General features: G+C 69.2%; 17 protein-coding genes. 6 read left to right on the forward strand and 11 right to left on the reverse strand.

The annotated features are described in order from the left end of the window. Nucleotides 1-25: 25 nt before the first annotated feature. Nucleotides 26-946: a LysR family transcriptional regulator gene (locus CFB41_RS03190; RefSeq protein WP_089455596.1), complete on the reverse strand. Its 921-nt coding sequence runs from the start codon at nt 944-946 to the stop codon at nt 26-28. A gap of 80 nt (nt 947-1,026) precedes the next feature. On the opposite strand from CFB41_RS03190, the gene CFB41_RS03195 reads away from it, so the two are divergent. Next, nucleotides 1,027-1,950: a carbon-nitrogen hydrolase family protein gene (locus CFB41_RS03195; RefSeq protein WP_089455597.1), complete on the forward strand. Its 924-nt coding sequence runs from the start codon at nt 1,027-1,029 to the stop codon at nt 1,948-1,950. Between the two features lie 74 nt (nt 1,951-2,024). Here the strand turns inward: CFB41_RS03195 and CFB41_RS03200 are convergent, their stop codons facing one another. Continuing rightward, a complete protein-coding gene (locus tag CFB41_RS03200) occupies nt 2,025-2,711 on the reverse strand; it encodes a YafY family protein (protein ID WP_069746174.1) in 687 nt (228 codons plus the stop codon). 73 nt (nt 2,712-2,784) lie between these two features. After that, complete coding sequence (locus CFB41_RS03205; RefSeq protein WP_089439251.1) at nt 2,785-3,189, reverse strand: VOC family protein; 405 nt, start codon at nt 3,187-3,189, stop codon at nt 2,785-2,787. Nucleotides 3,190-3,357: 168 nt separating this feature from the next. Here CFB41_RS03205 and CFB41_RS38030 point away from each other — a divergent pair, with 168 nt between their 5' ends. Then, nucleotides 3,358-3,795 (forward strand): SRPBCC domain-containing protein, encoded by a 438-nt coding sequence (locus tag CFB41_RS38030; protein ID WP_373558611.1) that lies wholly within the window; start codon nt 3,358-3,360, stop codon nt 3,793-3,795. 96 nt (nt 3,796-3,891) lie between these two features. On the opposite strand, the gene CFB41_RS03215 is transcribed toward CFB41_RS38030, so the two are convergent. The 6 genes from CFB41_RS03215 to CFB41_RS03240 form a co-directional block, all read right to left on the reverse strand. Next, nucleotides 3,892-5,193 (reverse strand): class I SAM-dependent RNA methyltransferase, encoded by a 1,302-nt coding sequence (locus tag CFB41_RS03215; RefSeq protein WP_039361417.1) that lies wholly within the window; start codon nt 5,191-5,193, stop codon nt 3,892-3,894. Between the two features lie 165 nt (nt 5,194-5,358). Next, nucleotides 5,359-7,482 carry a site-specific recombinase gene (locus CFB41_RS03220; RefSeq protein ID WP_089455598.1) on the reverse strand — a complete coding sequence of 708 codons (2,124 nt, stop codon included), beginning with the start codon at nt 7,480-7,482 and terminating at the stop codon, nt 5,359-5,361. Nucleotides 7,483-7,953: 471 nt separating this feature from the next. Beyond that, nucleotides 7,954-8,682 (reverse strand): membrane integrity-associated transporter subunit PqiC, encoded by a 729-nt coding sequence (locus CFB41_RS03225; RefSeq protein ID WP_089455599.1) that lies wholly within the window; start codon nt 8,680-8,682, stop codon nt 7,954-7,956. Beyond that, nucleotides 8,679-10,298, reverse strand: a complete 1,620-nt coding sequence (locus CFB41_RS03230; protein WP_089455600.1) for an intermembrane transport protein PqiB — start codon at nt 10,296-10,298, stop codon at nt 8,679-8,681. The genes CFB41_RS03225 and CFB41_RS03230 overlap by 4 nt, the downstream gene beginning before the upstream one ends. Next, entirely contained in the window at nt 10,291-10,920 is a 630-nt protein-coding gene (locus CFB41_RS03235; protein WP_089439255.1) for a paraquat-inducible protein A, read from the reverse strand. Before CFB41_RS03235 ends, CFB41_RS03230 begins: the two co-directional genes overlap by 8 nt. Beyond that, nucleotides 10,917-11,582 (reverse strand): paraquat-inducible protein A, encoded by a 666-nt coding sequence (locus CFB41_RS03240; protein WP_089455601.1) that lies wholly within the window; start codon nt 11,580-11,582, stop codon nt 10,917-10,919. Before CFB41_RS03240 ends, CFB41_RS03235 begins: the two co-directional genes overlap by 4 nt. Nucleotides 11,583-11,840: 258 nt before the next feature. Here CFB41_RS03240 and CFB41_RS03245 point away from each other — a divergent pair, with 258 nt between their 5' ends. From CFB41_RS03245 to CFB41_RS03265, 4 genes are all read left to right on the forward strand, one after another. Continuing rightward, nucleotides 11,841-12,401 carry a cytochrome b gene (locus CFB41_RS03245; RefSeq protein ID WP_089455602.1) on the forward strand — a complete coding sequence of 187 codons (561 nt, stop codon included), beginning with the start codon at nt 11,841-11,843 and terminating at the stop codon, nt 12,399-12,401. Nucleotides 12,402-12,409: 8 nt separating this feature from the next. After that, the gene (locus tag CFB41_RS03250) at nt 12,410-12,970 is read left to right on the forward strand and encodes a YceI family protein (RefSeq protein WP_089439258.1); all 561 of its coding nucleotides are present in this window, start codon (nt 12,410-12,412) and stop codon (nt 12,968-12,970) included. Nucleotides 12,971-13,035: 65 nt separating this feature from the next. Continuing rightward, entirely contained in the window at nt 13,036-13,617 is a 582-nt protein-coding gene (locus CFB41_RS03255) for a YceI family protein (protein WP_089439259.1), read from the forward strand. 184 nt (nt 13,618-13,801) lie between these two features. Further along, complete coding sequence (locus CFB41_RS03265) at nt 13,802-15,079, forward strand: MFS transporter (RefSeq protein ID WP_089455604.1); 1,278 nt, start codon at nt 13,802-13,804, stop codon at nt 15,077-15,079. Nucleotides 15,080-15,097: 18 nt separating this feature from the next. Here the strand turns inward: CFB41_RS03265 and CFB41_RS03270 are convergent, their stop codons facing one another. Both CFB41_RS03270 and secF read right to left on the reverse strand, forming a co-directional pair. Then, nucleotides 15,098-16,663: a S41 family peptidase gene (locus CFB41_RS03270; RefSeq protein ID WP_179249950.1), complete on the reverse strand. Its 1,566-nt coding sequence runs from the start codon at nt 16,661-16,663 to the stop codon at nt 15,098-15,100. Nucleotides 16,664-16,868: 205 nt separating this feature from the next. Next, complete coding sequence (gene secF, locus CFB41_RS03275; RefSeq protein WP_089439261.1) at nt 16,869-17,819, reverse strand: protein translocase subunit SecF; 951 nt, start codon at nt 17,817-17,819, stop codon at nt 16,869-16,871. Between the last annotated feature and the right edge of the window lie 5 nt (nt 17,820-17,824).

The raw sequence follows: 17,824 nt of genomic DNA on the forward strand, positions 1-17,824 counted from the left end.
TTTCAATTCGTCTGGGTTGCCGATTTCACGGCACGACGAGATGGGCGACGCACGCGGCGATCGTGTCGCGTACGCGCACGATCGCCGGGTCGCGCTGCGTGCTCGTGCGCCAGCCGATTTCGACCGGGTAGTGCGGCAAGTCGGCCGGGCAGGCGAGCGCGCGCAGCGGGGTGGATTGCGCGATCGCGCGTGCCGCGTGCGCGGGAATCGTCGCGACGGCGTCGGAACCGGCGAGCAGGTACGGCAACGCGGCGAAATGCGTGGTCGACGCCGCGACGCGCCGCTTGTGGCCGAGCGTCGCCAGCGCCTCGTCGACGATCCCGATCACGCCGCCCGACGATACGAGCAGGTGGTCGCGCCGCAGGAAATCGGCGAGCGTCAGTGTGCGCGGCGGCTTCGGGCTGGCGGCCGGGTCGATCAGGCACGCATAGCCGCCGGTCGCGACCGCGCGACGGCTGAGCCCGTTCGCCGAGAAGCCGCCGGATGCGATGGCAAGGTCGACGCCGTGGCGCAGCAGCGCGTCGCCGGCGATGCCGCTGTGCGTCTGCCGGAAGATCAGCCGGATGCCGGCGGCTTCCCGCGCGACGGCGTCGATCAGCGCGCGGCCGAGCGCGATCTCGAAGTCGTCCGACAGCCCGATCGAGATCGTGCGGCCGATGCGGTCGCCGCCGTCGGCCGCGATCGCGAGGCTTTCGCGGCAACGGTCGAGCGCGTCGGACAGAATCGGCTTCAGTTCGTCCGCGCGCGGCGTCGGCGCGAGCCCGCGGCCGGTGCGCACGAACAGCGGATCGGCGTAGATCACGCGCAGCCTCGCGAGCGCCGCGCTCACCGCCGACTGCGTGAGGCCGAGCCGCAGCGCCGCGCGGCTCGCGCCGCCTTCCTCGTACAGCGCCTCGAACACCTTCAGCAGGTTCAGGTCGAGGCCGGCGATATCATCTGCATTCATGACACTTATCGTTCTATCGATTTGATCGATGACATCTTATCGATAAAGATGGCGTTACCCCATTCACCGGAGACGCCTTCATGTCCACGTCAGTCATCGCCGCGCTGCAGATCGGCGCATCGCCCGCCGGCACGCGCGCCACGCTCGACACGATCCTCGGCTACGAAACCGCGATCCGCGACAGCGGCGCGTCGCTCGTCGTGCTGCCCGAGGCCGTGCTCGGCGGCTATCCGAAAGGCGAGATCTTCGGCACGCGGCTCGGTTACCGGTTGCCCGAAGGCCGCGACGCGTATGCGCGCTACGCCGCGCAGGCGATCGACGTGCCGGGGCCGGAAACCGACGAGCTGGCCGCGCTGTCGCAGCGCACGGGCGCGAGCCTCGTGGTCGGCGTGATCGAGCGCGGCGGCAGCACGCTGTACTGCACGGCGCTGTTCTTCGATCCGCGCGACGGGCTCGTCGCGAAGCACCGCAAGCTGATGCCGACCGGCACCGAGAGGCTGATCTGGGGGCAGGGCGACGGCTCGACGCTGCCGGTCGTCGACACGGCCGCGGGCCGCGCGGGCGCCGCGATCTGCTGGGAGAACCACATGCCGCTGCTGCGCTGCGCGATGTACGCGAAGGGTGTGCAGATCTGGTGCGCGCCGACCGTCGACGAGCGCGACGTCTGGCAGAGCTCGATGCGGCATATCGCGCACGAAGGGCGCTGCTTCGTCGTCAGCGCATGCCAGGTGCAGCCGTCGCCGCGCGCGCTCGGCATCGACGTGCCGGGCTGGGATCCGGAGCGGCCGCTGATTCGCGGCGGCAGCGTGATCGTCGGGCCGCTCGGCGACCTGCTGACGGAGCCGCTGATCGGCGAAGCCGGGCTCGTGACCGCGCGCATGGATACAGATGAACTCGTGCGGGCGCGCTACGACTTCGACGTGGTCGGGCATTACGCGCGCCCCGACGTGTTCTCGCTGCACGTCGACGAGCGGCCGAAGCGGACGGTGGTGTTCGGCGGGTAAGGTTGGCGGGGCGCCGCTTGGCGGCCCGGAACAGGGACAGCGGCGGCGCGCAACGCGCCCGCCGTCGTGCCGCGTCAGCGCATCGGCGCTTCCGCGATCCGCATGTAGTCGGCGATCCGCCGCCCTTCCATGTCCGGAAACTGCTCGTGCACGGTGATGTCGCCCATCCGCGCGATGTCGAAGGTGCGGAAATCGTCGCGCAGCTCGCACCACGCGCCGATCGTCCAGCGCCCGCCCCAGTAGACGAGCCCGAGCGGCCACACGCGGCGTTGCGAATGCGCGCCGAGCCGGTCGCGGTAGCCGAAGCTGACGACGTGGCGCGTGTCGATGGCCTGGTGGATCGCGTCGACTTTCGCGCAAAACGTCTCGTCGATGTGGAACGACGGCGCGAACACGGGCAGGCGGTCGAGCGCCGTGCGCTTGTCGGCCGGCATCGCCGACGCGATCTTCGCAAGCGCCGAGCGCGCGCCGCTCGCGAAGCGCGCACCGCCCCAGGTCTCGAGCATGCGTGCGCCGGTGGCGAGCGCCGCCAGCTCCTCGGCCGTGAACGTGAGCGGCGGCAGGCTGGCGTTGCGGTTCAGCCGGTAGCCGATGCCGGCTTCGCCTTCGATCGGCACCCCTGACAGTTGCAGGTCGCGCACGTCGCGATAGACGGTGCGCGGCGACACCGACAGCCAGTCGGCCAGTTGCTGCGCGGTCGTGAGACGACGCCCGCGCAGCAGCTCGGCGATCTGGAACAGGCGGTCGGCACGGCGCGTCATGACGGCACCTCGATTCCAACGGCAGTGGGGACTTCGCGATGATAGCGCCGCGCGGGCCCGACGGCCGCCGCGTTCAGTGGCATTTCGGCGCGTGCAGGCCGACGCGGTTGCCTTCCGTGTCGATCAGGTAGCCGACGTAGCCGTAGTTGTTCGGCAGCTCGACGACCGAGCCCTGCACGACGCCGCCCGCGCGCTTCGCGCGTTCGAGCGCCGCGACGACCGATTCGCCGGCGTTCAGGTAGACGAGCACGCCGTTCGCGCTCGGCTTCAGCTGCTGTGGGTCGAACACGATGCTGCCGCCCGTGCTCGATGCGTCGCGGTCGAACGTGGCCATCGGCACGCCGCCGATGACGGCGCGCTGCAGCGTCGTCTGCAGCACGGTTTCGTAAAAGCGGATCGCCCGGTCGAAATCGAGGGACGGAATGTCGAACCACGCGATCGCGCGCTCCAGCGTGGCATTGGCGGTTGCAGACGTCATGACGAGCTCCTTGTTGCGTTGTTTGTTGTTCGGGTTCGGTGCGGAAACCAGCCTTGCATTGCGCCGGGATTGCAGTGTGATCGCGGCCTGCTGACACCGTATTGTCAGTAGAGTTGTCACCCCTGACATGCAACTGCTTGGTTGCGTAACAGGGCCATTGACCCGGGAGTGGGATGGATCTCGTTTTCAAGGCGCTGGCCGACGCCACGCGCCGGCGGGTGCTCGATTTGCTGCACGCGAAAAGCGGGCGGACGCTGTCCGAACTGTGCGACGGGCTCGCGCCGGGAGCATCGGGACTACGACGATCCGTCGCGGGTCGACATCGTCGGCGAAGGGAGCGAGAACGATCCGCCGCACCGGCTGGTCGTCACGTGGCGCACGCCGCCGTCAGGGGAGGGGGAGGCGTCGCGCGTGACCGGTCTCGTCGAGCCGCACGAGGGCGTCGTGAAGCTGACCGTCGCGCACGACGGGCTGGTGCCGGGCTCGGAGATGGATCGCGGGATTCGCGGCGGCCGGCCGGTCGTGCGGTCGAGCCTGAAGACGCTGCTCGAGACGGGGCAGGCACTGCCGTTCACGATGGGGCGCCGGGCGTGCTCGACGCACTGAAACGAAACGCCGCCGTTGCCGCGGGTGCGGTAACGGCGGCGTTCCAGGTGCCGCAGCAGGGCCGTACCGGCGGCCCCGTGGCGATCATGATGCAGGTTACGCGTCGCCTTCCGGTGTGGCCGGGCGCGCCTTCACGCTGCCGGCGATCAGGTCGAAGCGGAACAGCCGGCATTCGAGCGCGCCGTTGAACAGCGGCGTCTTCGCCGACTCGCGCAGCCGCAGCTGGCCCGGCAGCGAACGGTCGGACGTCAGCAGGAACGCCTGCCAGCCGGTGAAGCGCTGCTTCAGCGCATCGCCGAGCGCGTTGAAGAACTCGCTGTCGGGCGCGTCGGTGTGGGTGCGGCGGAAGGCGTCGTCGTTGCCGCGGTTGCGGCCCGTCTCGCGCACCTCGCCGCGCGCGCTGCGGCCGCGCACCTCGATCCGCTCGCCGTACGGCGGGTTCGCGAGGATGATGCCCGGGCCGTCGCACGGCGGCGTCATCCCGCGCGCGTCGACCTGCTTGAGCCATACCGACGGCACGCCCGCACGCTCGAGGTTCGCGCGCGCCTTTTCGAGCATGTCGCCGGAAATGTCGCTGCCGTACACGCCGAGCGCTTCGCCGCGTTTGCCGCGCGCCGCGCGCTTCGCGTCCAGCGCCGGGACCTTCAGCCCCTGCCACGCGGTGATGTCGTACTGCTTGAGCTTCTCGAAGCCGAACCGGCGCTCGACGCCCGGCGCCACGCCGAGTGCGATCTGCGCGGCTTCCGCGAGGAACGTGCCGCTGCCGCACATCGGGTCGTACAGCGCCGTGCCGGGCGTCCAGCCCGTCAGGCGTAGGATGCCGGCCGCGAGGTTCTCGCGCAGCGGCGCCGCGCCCTTGTCGAGACGCCAGCCGCGCTTGAACAGCGGCTCGCCCGACGTGTCGAGATACAGCGTGCACTCGCCCGCCGTCAGGAAGGCGAACACGCGCACGTCCGGCGCACCGGTGTCGATGCTCGGGCGCGCGCCGGTCTTGTCGCGCATCCGGTCGCAGATCGCGTCCTTCACGCGCAACGTCGCGAATTCGAGGCTCTTCAGCGGGGACTTGATCGCGGTGATGTCGACGCGCAGCGTCTGCGTCGCCGCGAACCAGCGCTCCCACGGCTGCTCGAGCGCGAGCGCGTAGACGTCCTGCTCGTTGCGGTACGCGCGGTGCGCGATCTTCAGCAGGACCCGGCTCGCGATCCGCGAATGGAGGTTCGCGGCCATGCCGGCGGCCCAGCCGCCGCTGAAGTGGACGCCGCCCGGCACCTGCGCGCCCGCGGTGAACGGCGCGCCGTTCAGGTGGCGGCCGGCGATTTCGGCCAGCTCGGCGGCAAGCGCCGCTTCGAGGCCGCGCGGGCAGGGGGCGAAGAATTCGTACAGGGTGGGCGAGGACATAAGGCGGGTGAGGACGTGCAAAAGTCCACTATTGTACGCGGCGCGGGCGGCCGGGGCCGCCGTTGCGTCGCCTTTCGGTGCCGCGGCGCGGGCCGGGGCGCCGCGCAGGCGGGCCGGCAGGCCGCGCGGCGGCGCCCGGACGGGCACCGCCATGCCGCCGCAGGCTCAGTGCGAGCCCGGCTGGCCGGCGCGCGCGGCTGGGCCGCTGCCCGGCCAGAACAGCGCGAGCGGATTCGACAGCACGGTGCGGACGATCGCGCCGACGAGCGCGCGCACCTTGGTCCGGCGCAGGCTGCGCGAGCGCACGGCCATCGTGAACGCGAGCGCGAAGCTCACGAGCACGTTCAGGATCGCCATGCTGAGCACGCCGGCGCCGGCCCACCACAGCTCGGGCGTGCCGAGCGCATCCTTGCCCAGCACGCCGAGCGCGATGCCGATCGAGCCGGCCGACAGCGTCACGTGGCGCACCTCGAACGGGAACATGAACACGGTGACGATCGCCGGAACGAGGCCGAGCATCAGGCCGAGCCCGACGTTCGCGACCACGCCGGCCACGTTCGACCGGCAGAAGTGCGCGAGCTTCGCGGCACCGGCCTGACCGAGCGTGAGGCGCAGCCGGCGGTTGTACGTGAGCGCGTCGCCGACCCGGTGCAGCACGAACCAGTTGTCGGCCCAGCCCGCGAGCAGGCTCGACGCCCACAGCAGCACGCCGGTCAGCGCCGCGTAGAGCGGCGTCGGGCCGAGCAGCGAGAACGAGTGCAGGGTCGTGTGCGCCTTCTCCGGCGAGATCAGGTTCGCGTGCATCACGTTGCTCGCGAACAGCTGCACCAGCAGGCACACGGGCAGCACGACGAGTACGTTGCCGGAAATCGCGGCGGCCTGCGTGCGGATCAGCGCGATCACCGACGCGACGAACGCCTTCACGCCTTCCTCGTGGCCGGTGTCGTCGAGCTCGCGCGCGAGGGTCGGCGCGGTCATCGCGGGCTGCTTGGTCGCGAGCGTGAAGTGCAGGAAGTGCATCAGCATGAAGCTGGCCGCGTAGTTGACGCCCGCGAGCAGCCCTTCGAGCATCGACTGCAGGTGCGCGCCCGTGATCGCGAACTTCACGCACACGGTCACGACCGTGACGAGCCCGCCGCCCGCGGCCATCCGCAGCATCTTCAGGTACTCGGCGCGGCCGCGCGAGATGTAGTGCTCGCCGGTGTCCGCGTTGGTCTCGACGAGCTTGCGCGCGAACAGCGAGAAGTTGCTGCGCACGAGGTGCGACACGCTCTGGCTGTTGTGGTTCGCGTCGACGAGCTCGGCCGTCAGGTGCGCCATGCCGTGCAGGTCGTCGCGCGCCATCCACGCGTTCAGCAGCATCTCGGCGCGCACGATGCGCATGCGCATCCGTTCGACCTGGAACACGATGTCGACCGATACGCCGTTGCGGTACAGGTGCGAGAACACGTCGTCGACGGCGATCCGGCATTCGTCGAGCAGCACGCGCAGGTAGTTCACCTCATGCAGCAGCTTGCTCGGGTCGCCGCCGTCCTCGACGGCCGCGTGCGCGGTCTCGACCGCGAGCATCGCGCGCGTGAGGCGGTAGAACGGCTGCGTTTCGAGCGGTTTGCGCGCATCGTCGTCGGAGAGCCGGCTGCGCACCGTCTGCGACAGGCCGGTCGAGCTGATCTGGCAGGTCAGGTTGTGCAGCGCGGCCAGCAGGTCGCGCGAGAACGAGCCCGGCTCGTGGCGCTCTTCGTCGGTGACGTCGAACGAGATCAGCTCGGCGAGGCGCGTGAGGAGATCGTCGGGCAGCGCGTCGATCCATTGCGCGTCTTCCGGCGTCGGGAACATCAGCGTGAACAGCGCGGACAGCTCGCGGCGGTTCGGCGCGGGCGGGATCAGCGACGAGTCGATCCGCTCGAACAGCGCGCCGAAGAAGCCCGAGTGCACGGGCATGCCGGCGTCGCACAGGAGCGAGATGCCGTCGCACTCGCGCAGGATGCCGCGCAGGATGCGCGCGGCGTGGGTTTTCCACGCGGGGTTGCGATCGAGCACGTGGAACAGGTAGCGCAACCGCGCATGGGCCGGATACGCGCGCGCATCGGCGTCGCGATCGGCCGGCGCGTCCTGGGCGGCCTGCATCGCGCCGGTGCGGCGCAGCCAGTGCGCGAGCTCGATCAGCCATTCGCTGCGCTCGGCGTACGACGCATCGGCGTCGGCGTGCGCGAGCAGCGCATCGAGCTGGTGACCGGCATTGCGCGACGCGCGCCACTTCTTGATCAGGGTCGTCAGGGAACGAAGCATAAACGGAATAACGAAAGCCCTCGGCGGGCGGGTTCGGATTGCCGGCCGGGGAAACGGCGCGGCGCCGGGGAGAACGGGTGAGACGGGGCCGGTTGCCGGACGAGGCGCGGCGACCCGCGATGCGGCTGCCCCGCTGCGGTGCACGCCGATCGCGTGCAGGCGCCGGGAGGCACGGCGGTCGGGCCGAACGCGGCCCGGCGCCGCTGGCTGGCGCGCACGACGAACGGCGCGAGCCGGAAAGTGCGTAGGATCGTCAATCGGGCCGGAAAACGCAAGCCGACCGTGTGGCATGGCGCCGGTTCCGGCCGACTTTGACAAACAGTGCAAATTGGCCGTTTGGCCGATGAGCGTGACGGGAGGCGGGCGGCGCCGCAACGCCGACGGCGGCCGGCGCGTCGGCGACGATCGAGGTCATGCCGCCCGAAACCGCGCAGGCGGGCACGCCATCGAGCTCGCCTGCGCCCCGACCGCTTACGCGCCGGACTTGCCCGTCGCGCCGGCGTCGCCGCCGGAGGTCGGGTTGGCCGGGCACGGCACGACCGGCGCGACGGCCGTCTTGCTGCCGGCAGCGGGCGCCGCGGCAGTCGCCGTGCCGCGGCGCGCGGCCATCGCGCGCACGCCGGCCGCGGCTTGCGTGGCGATCACGTCGAGCGCGCGCCGGTGGCCGGCGACGAGCGCGTCGTAGCCGTCGGCGACCGGTTGCGCGACGCTCGTGCGGCAGGTCATCACGGCCTGCGTGGCGAGCGAGCGCACGCTCCATACGGCGTCGACCGCCGCGCGTTTGCCGGGCCACGACTCGAAGCGCTGCACGTTCACGCTGATCCGGTACACGGGCACGCCGGGCGGAGTCGCGGAATTCGCGACGTCGATCGTGCCGAGCTGCGCGGCGAGATCGTCCGACAGCGCGCGGCGGATCTCGTCGGCGGGCGGCGACGCCCAGCGTTCCTGCTCGAGCACGTCGACCTGCGCGGCGTTCTTCTGCACGACCAGCTGGTTCTTCGCGACCTGCTCGGGCACGCCGACGGCCGGCACCTCGATCAGGAACGCCGGGTTGGCCGGCGCGGTGCGCAGCGGCGCCGCGGCATCGGCCGGGCTGAGCGTGTAGAACCGCGCGGGCGGCGAGCTGCACGCGGCGAGCGCGAGGGCGGCGACAGCCGCCGCCGCGCCGCTCGCGAAACCGTTCACGCGTGTGGTCGTCATTGTTTATCTCCTGGCTTGCCCTTGAGCAGCGATTCGGGGTGGCGCTCCAGATAGTCGGCGAGCGCGTTCAGCGATTGCAGCGTGCGCGTGAGCTCCTTCAGCGCGCCGCGCACGTCGGACTGCAGCGGCGAATCCTGCTGCAGCGTCGCTTCGGCGGTCGAGAAGGTCTGCTTCGCGGCCGACAGCGTGTCGCGCGCTTCCGGCGCGACCTGCGTGTCGAGCTGCTTGAACAGCTTGTCGGCGTTCGACAGCGCGCTGTTCAGGTTCGCGCCGATCTGGTCGAACGGCACCTTGTCGAGCTTCTTCGCGATGTCGGCGACCTGCAGCTGCAGCTCGTCGAGCGTGTTCGGCACGGTCGGCAGCTCGAGCGGCTGGCGCGTCGTGTCGATCTTCACGGCCGGCGCCTTCGGGAAGAAGTCGAGCGCGACGTACAGCTGGCTCGTCAGCAGGTTGCCGGTGCGCAGCTGGCCGCGCAGCCCGTGCTGGACGAGCCGCTCGACGATCTCGCGGCGGGCCGGTTCGCCCTTGCTCTCGATCGTTTCGCGGAAGCGGCGGCCGAGGCGTTCCGGATACACGTTGATCGTCACCGGCATCAGGAAGTTCTTCGTCTTCGGATCGAAGTCGATGCCGATGTTCGTCACTTCGCCGAGCACGATGCCGCGGAAGTCGACCGTCGCGCCGACCGCGAGCCCGCGCAGCGACTGGTTGAAGTTCATCACGACCTGCAGCGGCTGGCCGTCCGGGTCGCGCATCGCGTCGCCCTCGTCGGACGCGAGGCGGAACGTCGTGTTGTTCGGCGCCGTCGCGCCGGAGCCCTGGTTCGGCGGCGTCTGGAACGCGATGCCGCCGAGGATCACCGTCGCGAGCGACTGCGTGTTCAGCTTCAGGCCGCTCGAGTCGAGCCGCAGGTCCACGCCGCTTGCCTGCCACCAGCGCGAATTCACGCCGACGTACTGGTCGTACGGCGCATTGACGAACACGTTGAACGTGACGCCGGTGCCGTCCTTGTCGAGCGAGAAGCCGACCACCTGGCCGACCTGCACGCGGCGGTAGTAGACCGGCGAGCCGATGTCGACCGAGCCGAGCGAATCGCCGCGCAGCACGTACTGCGTGCCTTTCTGGTCGCCCGTCACGGCGGGCGGTGACTCGAGGCCGGTGAAGTCGGTCAGCGTATCCTCCGAGCGCCCGGCGTCGACGCCGATGTACGCGCCCGACAGCAGCGTGCCGAGCCCCGACACGCCGGTCGCGCCGACGCGCGGCCGCACGATCCAGAAGCGCGAGCCCTTGACCGCGAAATCCTCCGCCTCCTTCTTGAGCTGCACCTGGACGAGCACGCGCGACAGGTCTTTCGACAGCTTGATCGTCTTGACCATGCCGATCTCGACGTCCTTGTACTTGACCTGGGTCTTGCCGGGCTCGAGCCCTTCGGCGCTGTGGAAGCTGATCGTGATTTCCGGGCCGCGCTCGCGCACGGACTTGATCACGAGGCCGATGCCGATCAGCGCGGCGATCAGCGGCACGAGCCAGACGAGCGAAGGCAGCCAGCCGCTTTTCGTCGAGATCGTCGGATCGGGCGGCCGGGGCGCGTCGTGCTGCGGGCCTTGTGGACTATTCATGGTGATTCCCTGAGGTTTCGACTGGATCCCAGATCAGGCGGGGATCGAACTGCATCGATGCGAGCATCGTCAGGATCACGACGGAACCGAACGCGAGCGCGCCGGGGCCGGCCGTGATGATGGCGAGCGAACGAAAATGGACGAGCGCGACGGTCAGCGTCACGACGAAGATGTCGAGCATCGACCAGCGGCCGATGCGTTCGACGATCCGGAACAGGCGCGTGCGCTGCAGCGGCCGCCAGGCGGCGCGGCGCTGCGCGCTGATCACGAGGATCAGCAGCACGCCGAGCTTGAGCATCGGCACGAGGATGCTCGCGACGAACACGACGACGGCAAGCGGCCAGTCGCCGGAGACCCAGAAATAGATCACGCCGCTCATGATCGTGTCTTCCTGCGAACCGACGATCGACGCGGTGCGCATGATCGGCAGCAGGTTCGCGGGAATGTAGAGGATCGCGGCGGCGAGCAGCAGCGCCCAGGTGCGCATCACGCTGTTCGGCGTGCGGAAGTGAAGGGCGCTGCCGCAGCGCGCGCAGTGTGCGTGCGGATGGTCGAGCGTCTGCACGAGGCCGCATGCGTGGCAGCTGGCGTAGCCCTCGCGGGCGGCGGTCGGGATCGTCATCGGCGGGCGGCTTCCGGCAGCGGGGCGGCATCGTCGGGCTGCCCGGGCGAGCGGCCGGCGCGCAGGTCGTCGGCGATGTCCCACAGCGTGCGCGGATCGAACATCAGCACGACGGCGATCATCAGCGTGAGCGCGGCGAACGCGAACAGCGCGGCCTCGGGAACCACTCTTGCAAGACTCACCATCTTCACGATCGTGACGAGGATACCGAGCATGAACACCTCGATCATGCCCCACGGCCGCACCAGCTCGATCGCGCGCAGCACCAGGTTGAAGCCGGGCGGTACGACGCCGCGCCGGATCGGCAGCAGCAGGTACAGCAGCGCGGCCATCTCGACGAGCGGGAACAGCACGGTCGAGCAGAACACCATCACGCCGACGAGCGCCATGTCCTGGTGCCACAGCGAATCGATCGCGCCGATCAGCGTGGTCTGCACGCGGTTGCCGTTCACGTCCATTTCGAGGATCGGGAACGCCTGCGCGATCGTGAACGTGATCAGCGCCGCGAGCGCGAGCGCGCAGATCCGCTCGATCTGCGCGGTGCTGTTGCGATAGAGCAGCGCGTCGCAGCGCGGGCAGCGCGCGATTTCACGTCCGCTCAGGCGCGGTTTGTGCAACAGTGCGTCGCACTCGTGGCAGGCAATCAGGTCGTTTCGTTGCATGGAAAAGGCAGTGGTGCGACGGCTGGGCAGACGCGTCGACGGGGCCGGAACCCGCGCCAATCTTACCAAAAGGCCTTTTTCGGCGTGTCAACGATCGCGGGTTCGGTGACCGATCGGTAACATGACAGGAAGCTGTCAGCCGGCTGGCGGGCCTGTCTTCAGAGTCCGCGCGCGTCAAAAGGTTGCGGTAGCATGGCGCCCTTGACAAGCGTCGGACGAATTTCCGGCGCGGCCGTTCGCTGAACTGAGGAATCCAAGATGGCATCGAAATCGCTGCCGGCCACGCCGGTACGCTATACGCAGACGGCGATCGCGCTGCACTGGCTGATCGCGCTGCTGATCGTCTGCGCGTTCGCGATGGGCTGGGTGATGACCGACATCCCCGGCTTCACGCCGACCAAGCTGAAGTACTTCTCGTGGCACAAGTGGATGGGCGTGACGATATTCGCGCTGGTCGTCATCCGCGTGCTGTGGCGGGCCACCCACGTGCCGCCGGCGCTGCCGGGCGGCACGCCCGCGTGGCAGCGCGCGGCGTCGCACGGCGTGCACATCCTGCTGTACCTGCTGATGATCGTGATTCCGGTGACGGGCTACCTGTACAGCTCGGCGTCGAACATCCCGGTGGTCTACCTCGGCATCGTGCCGCTGCCGCGGCTGATCGACCCCGATCCGGTGCTGAAGGAAACCTTCAAGACGCTTCACGTGTCATTGAATTACATTCTGCTTGCGCTCGTTTCGCTGCACGTGGTCGCGGCGCTCAAGCACCAGTTGTTGGACCGCGACGGCCTGCTGTCGCGGATGCTTCCCTTTGCCAAATGAAGGATCCCATGAAAGTGTCTTTCTCCCGCTCCATGCTGACCGCGTTCGCCGCGGTGTCACTTGTCGCGTCGGGCGCGGCGCTCGCCGATGTCGATCTCGCGAAGAGCAAGGTGTCCGCCGTGTCGAAGCAGATGAACGTGCCGACCGAAGGCACGTTCAAGAAGTTTTCCGCGCAGGTGAAGTTCGACCCGGCGAAAGCCGCGCAGGGCAGCGCCCAGATGACGATCGACGTCGCCAGCTATGACCTCGGCGACAAGATGTACAACGACCAGGTTGCCGGCAAGGACTGGTTCGACGCGAAGGCGTATCCGCAGGCCACGTTCGTGTCGTCGGCGATCGCGCCGGCGGGCGGCAACAAGTACAACGTGACCGGCAAGCTGACGATCAAGGGCAAGTCCGAGAACGTCACGGTGCCCGTCACGGTCACGCAGAGCGGCGCGACGCAGACCTTCGACGGCGTGCTGCCGATCAAGCGCTCGGCGTTCAACGTCGGCACCGGCGAGTGGAAGGACACGTCGGTCGTCGCGGACGAAGTGCAGATCAAGTTCCATCTCGTCGCCACCAAGTAAGCGGCGGATTGTCGCCTCACCCGAATGCCGCGCGAGGGCGCGGCGCCGTTCCAAGGAGAAAAGGTTTGAAAAAGCAACTGATCATCGCCGCAGGCGCGCTGGCAGCGTCGCTGTCGTTCTCGGCATTCGCCGAAAGCGTCACGTACCAGTTCGACCCGAGCCACACGTACCCGAGCTTCGAGGCTGACCACATGGGCGGCCTGTCGGTCTGGCGCGGCAAGTTCGACAAGTCGAGCGGCACCGTGACGCTCGACCGCGCGGCGAAGACGGGGACGGTCGACGTGACGACCGACATCGCGTCGATCCACACCGGCAGCACGAAGCTCGACGAGCATCTGCAGACGGCCGAGTTCTTCGACGTCGCCAAGTTCCCGCAGGCGAACTACAAGGGCGCGATCAAGTTCGACGGCGACAAGCCGGTATCGGTGGTCGGCAACCTGACGCTGCATGGCGTCACGAAGCCGGTCACGCTGAAGATCGACTCGTTCAAGTGCATGCCGCACCCGATGCTCAAGCGTGAAGTGTGCGGCGTCGACGCCGTCGGCGAATTCGACCGCAGCGATTTCGGCCTCGACTACGGCAAGCAGTACGGCTTCAAGATGAAGACGAAGCTGCTGATCACGGCCGAAGCGCTCAAGCAGCAGTAAGCCCGCCGGTCGGGCCGGCCTTCGTGCCGGCCCGTCGCGAGTCCGCCGCCGCGTTCCCGTCAGGGGCGCGGCGGTTTTTATTTGCGCGCCTATAATCGCCCGAGCGCCGTGCGCGGCGCCGGGCAGGCCGACGGCGCGCGAGCGGCCGCCTCGAACAGAACGTACAACGACAAGGAGATCGCCGATGCATGCCGTCACGCAGTCCCGTTCCATTGCCTCGTCGCCGCGCGTGTGGCGCGCGGTGGTTGCCGCGTCGATCGGCAATGCGCTCGAGTGGTTCGATCTCGTCGTCTACGGCTTCTTCGCGGTGACGATCTCGAAGCTGTTCTTCCCGGCCGGCAACGACACCGTGTCGCTGCTGCTCACGCTCGGCACGTTCGGCGTGTCGTTCTTCATGCGCCCGCTCGGCGCGATCGTGCTCGGCGCGTATGCCGACCGCGCGGGGCGCAAGGCCGCACTCACGCTGTCGATCCTGCTGATGATGGGCGGCACGCTGATCATCGCGGTGCTGCCGACCTACGAGACGATCGGCGTCGCGGCGCCGGTGATCCTCGTCGCCGCGCGGCTGATGCAGGGCTTTTCCGCCGGTGGCGAGTTCGGCAGCGCGACCGCGTTCCTCGCCGAGCACGTGCCGGGCCGGCGCGGCTTCTTCGCGAGCTGGCAGGTCGCGAGCCAGGGGCTCACGACGCTGCTCGCCGCCGGCTTCGGCACCGTGCTGAACGCGCAGCTCACGGCCGCGCAGATGGCGTCGTGGGGCTGGCGCGTGCCGTTCTTCTTCGGCCTGCTGCTCGGGCCGGTCGCGTACTACATCCGCACGAAGGTCGACGAGACGCCGGAATTCCTCGCGGCGGAAGGCACCGCGAACCCGCTGCGCGACACGTTCGCGTCGCACAAGGCGCGCCTCGTCGCCGCGATGGGCGTGGTCGTGCTCGGCACCGTCGCGACTTATCTCGTGCTGTTCATGCCGACCTACGGCGTGAAGCAGCTCGGCCTCGCGCCGTCGGCCGCGTTCGCGGCGATCCTGGTGGTCGGCGTGATCCAGATGGCGTTCGCGCCGCTCGTCGGCCACTGGTCGGACACCTATGGCCGCGTGCGCGTGATGATCGCGCCGGCCGTCGGCATCCTCGTGCTGATCTACCCGGCGTTCGCGTATCTGGTCGCGCATCCGGGCTTCGGCACGCTGATCGCGCTGCAGGTGCTGCTCGCGTTCCTGATGACGGGCTACTTCGCGGCGCTGCCGGGTTTGCTGTCCGAAGTGTTTCCGGTGCAGACGCGCACGACCGGGATGTCGCTCGCGTACAACGTCGCGGTGACGATCTTCGGCGGGTTCGGGCCGTTCATCATCGCGTGGCTGATCAAGGCGACCGGGATGAAGACCGCGCCGAGCTTCTACCTGATGTTCGCGGCCGTGCTGAGCCTCGTGGCGCTGGTCGTGCTGCGCAAGCGGTTCGGGTTCCGGTAACGGGACGGGCGGCGCGTGTCAGTTGCCGGCGCGCTCGCACACGGGTTGCGCGGGCATCAGCTGCGGCCTGGCTTCGACGGTCCGCACCGGGCGCCCGGCGAGCGCCGCGAGCGCCTGACCGAGCTGCCAGTCGGTGGCCGTGCCGAACTCGCGCTGCGGCAGCGCCGCGCTCTTCGAGGTATCGATCTTCGCGAGCGCCCGCCGCTCGCGCAGCGTCTGCCGTTCCTTGCGCACCTTCGCGAACGGATCGGGCGCGAGCCGGTCCGCATACGGCGCGCGGGCGAGATCGGCTTCCCGGTACCACAGCAGCACGCCGTCGACGTCCGAGTCGCGGCGCGGCGGCACGAGCCAGTCCGGCACGACGCCGTAGCCGTCCATCGGGCAGCCGTTCGGCCGCAGGTTGCGCGCATACGTGAAATTCAGGCGCGTGCCGTCGATCAGGTCGACGCCCGTCTGCGCAAGCCCCTTCCCGTAGGTCGGCATGCCGAGCAGCTTCGCGCGGCCGAGATCCTTCAGCGCCGCCGCGGTCGCTTCGGCGGCCGACGCGCTCTGTCCGTCGACGAGCACGACGAGCGGCACGGTGCGCCACCAGTCGTCCGCCTGCAACGGCGCGAGCGGATCCTGGCCGTGCATGACCGGTAATTCGTAATCGGGCCAGTTGGTCGTGTAGCGGCGGCGGTTGGCGTCGCCGCGCTCGACCGTCACCATTGCGGTGCGGTCGCGGCCCGCGAACAGCGCGGTGATGCCGATCGCCGCATTGAGCGCGCCGCCGCCGTTGATGCGCAGGTCGAGGATCACGCCTTTCACCGCCGGCCCCGTGCGGCGCGCGGCCTGCACCGCGTCGATGTAGTCGCCGACCGCCGGTTCGGGGAAGCTCGACAGCCGCGTGTACAGGATGTCGCCGTCGAGCCGCTTCGCGATCGCCGGATGGGGCTTGAGGATCGTCCGCACGGGCGCGAAGCTGAGCACCGCGTGCGACGGGCCGCGCTGGACCGTGAGCTTCAGCGGCACGCCCGCATCGCCCTTGGCGAGTCCGGTCAGGTCGGTGGGGTCGATGCCGACGACGCTCGTATCGTTCATCGCGACGACGAGATCGTCGGGGCGCACGCCGGCTTTTTCCGCGGGCGCGTCGGGAATCACGTCGACGATGTGCAGCCCGTCGGGCCGCGTCTCGAACACGATGCCGATGCCGGGCGTGCCGTCGCGCGCGCGCCGTTCGTCGTCGCGCCGCTCCTGCTCCTCCTTCGCGTCGAAGAAACGCGCGTACGGCAGCGTCTTGATTCCCGCGTGGGTCGTTGCGTCGAGCAGCGCGCCGATGTCGACGTCGGTCAGGTGCTGCCGCTTCAGGATTTCCACCGCTGCCTTGAGCTCGCAGATCTGCGGCTCCCAGTCGGGCGGGCAGGGCGAGGGCGGCTGGGCGGCGGCGGGCGAAGCGGCAGAAGCGGCAGAAGCGGCAGAAGCGGCAGAAGCGGGCGGGGTGGACGCCGGCTGCTGCGCACCGACGGATGACGCGTGCGGCAGGAGCGCGGCCGTGACGGCGGCGCAAACGGCAACGCGAAGAGCGATACGCGTGGGAGGCATCATCGGGACCGCACGTTTGAACGGAGGGCGAAGGCGCTGTCCCGCTGACGCACGGCCGGCAGGCGGCGCGACGGGACGGTCACGATTGTAGCCGACCCGCGTGACGGGGCAGGGCGAGCGGGCGGCGCGCTGCGCGGCAGTGGCGCGGGCATGAAAAAAGCCGGCCCAACCGGGCCGGCTCTTCGTCAGTGCCGAAGCAGCGTGGCGCTTAAACCTGCGCGCCTGCGTTCGGATCGTCCGGATCGTGCGCGGACTTCTTTTCCTTGATCAGGTCTTCGCGCTTGATGCCGAGCCACATCGCGAGCGAGCCCGCGACGAACACCGACGAGTAGATGCCGAACATGATGCCGACCGTCAGCGCGAGCGCGAAGTAGTGCAGCGTCGGGCCGCCGAAGAAGAACATCGACAGCACCATCATTTCGGTCGACGTGTGCGTGATGATCGTACGCGACATCGTGGTCGTGATCGCGTGGTTGATCACTTCCTGCACGTTCATCTTGCGTTCGCGGCGGAACGTTTCGCGGATCCGGTCGAAGATGACGACCGACTCGTTGACCGAGTAGCCGAGCACCGCGAGGATCGCCGCGAGCACCGCCAGCGAGAACTCCCACTGGAAGAACGCGAAGAAGCCGAGAATGATCACGATGTCGTGCAGGTTGGCGATGATGCCGGCCACCGCGTACTTCCACTCGAAGCGGAACGACAGGTAGATCACGATGCCGATCACGACGCATGCGAGCGCGAGCAGGCCGTCGGTCGCGAGCTCCCGGCCGACCTGCGGGCCGACGAACTCGACGCGCTGCAGCGTGACGTCCGGGTTCTGCGCCTTCAGCGCGCCCATCACCTGGTCGCTCTGCTGCGCGGACGTGAGGCCTTCCTTCAGCTGCAGGCGGATCAGCACGTTGCGCGACGTACCGAAGTTCTGCACCTGCGCGTCGGCATAGCCGAGCTTGCCGAGCGTCGCGCGCACCGGTTCGAGTTCAGCGGCCTGCTGGTACTGCACCTCGATCACCGTCCCGCCGGTGAATTCGACGGACAGGTGCAGCCCGCGGTGGAACAGGAAGAACACGGCGGCGAGGAACGTGACCAGCGAGATCACGTTGAACACCAGCGCGTGCCGCATGAACGGAATGTCTTTACGGATGCGGAAAAATTCCATGGTCT

It is taken from the genome of Burkholderia sp. AU33803 (genome assembly GCF_002223095.1).
In the GTDB taxonomy this organism is placed as follows: Bacteria; Pseudomonadota; Gammaproteobacteria; order Burkholderiales; family Burkholderiaceae; genus Burkholderia.